At 42.0% G+C, this 1299-nt stretch carries 1 protein-coding gene; it reads right to left on the bottom strand.

Annotated elements, in window-relative coordinates; translation table 11 throughout:
* Positions 1 to 14: 14 nt before the first annotated feature.
* Complete coding sequence (locus BLR27_RS18345; protein WP_090707335.1) at positions 15 to 1178, bottom strand: IS4 family transposase; 1164 nt, start codon at positions 1176 to 1178, stop codon at positions 15 to 17.
* Between the last annotated feature and the right edge of the window lie 121 nt (positions 1179 to 1299).

The raw sequence follows: 1299 nt of genomic DNA on the forward strand, positions 1-1299 counted from the left end.
TCATTACTGTCCACTTAAAACAAGCTGAGTGACAGTTGGTTACAATTTAGTTCTTTGACATCTTTGTAGTCTATATTTTTAAGTAGCTCATTTACAGGAGTTTTATCCAGTAGCGAGATTCCGATCACCTGTAATATTTCGTAGGTTGAGCGGTCTGATTTGAGCTCTTCAGCAACTATTGCTACCAGACAGTAGGCGATGATTGCCGAATACACCTGGATACGAACTGCATTTTCCGAAGTACCCCAAAAGGACTTTATCTTCAAATGCTGTTTGATCCATTTAAAGAAGAGCTCAACCTGCCAGCGGTTCTTATATAGAAGCGCTACCTGGGAAGCCGTTATTTCCATATTGTTGGTCAGGAAAACAAATGTTCTATCGCTTTCCTGGTCGTAGTACTTTACCCTTCGCAGTTTTTCCGGATAATCTTTGGCGGTATAAAACCCCGTCAGCAGACCTTTCTGATCGCACAATACCCCAGTCGACTTATCTACTTTACCAGAATATATCCTGCGATATTTCAAGCTTGACTTAGCCCGTATCACAAAGAAGGCTTTCCTTTGGGTGATGGTATAAAGCCTGGAAAAATCGACATAGCCCCGGTCGAAAACATAGTAAGCACCTTCTTCATAAATGAGATGGTCCATGGCCTTCATGTCGTTTACGGCCGCTGGTGTGATATGTATAAAGGTGGGGATCTGTGTGGTAATATCAAAAAGGGTATGGAGTTTTATTCCGCCTTTAGTTTTACGAAACTTTGCCCACCAAAAAACGCTCAGGCAGAGATCTATGGTAGAGGAATCAAATGCATAGACCTTTCCTTTTATCGCAAAATCTTCATTAGCCCGCTTATTCCGGGCGATGCTGATCAGGTGATAAGCAAATTCCTCGAATATCATGCTGTTCCGGCCCTGGTTAGCTTTGGCTAGGTTGCTCCGGGTTACGCTTTTGCCAAGTCCCAAATGATATAATTTCTTACTATGGGCTTCCAGGGCAATGATCAGATCCCGTAAACTATCCCGGTTGGTAAGCTGACCGAATAACATGCAAAGCAACTGGTTCCAGCAGGAGAAGTGTCGCACATATTTATCACCGTCATACTTTTTTACAATTCCATCGAATACGCGCTGTGGAAGAAACTCCGCCAGTTGTGCGAAAACATACTTGCCCTGATTCATGCTAAGCTAATTATCCCGCCTAACGTAATCAATTCAAATCGTCACGCACTTAATCACTCCGTAACTAATAGACTATCAATGATTTCAAAGAACAATTTTTATTTTTTAATGGACACTAATG

Origin of the sequence: Daejeonella rubra, assembly GCF_900103545.1 — a bacterium.
GTDB lineage: Bacteria > Bacteroidota > Bacteroidia > Sphingobacteriales > Sphingobacteriaceae > Daejeonella > Daejeonella rubra.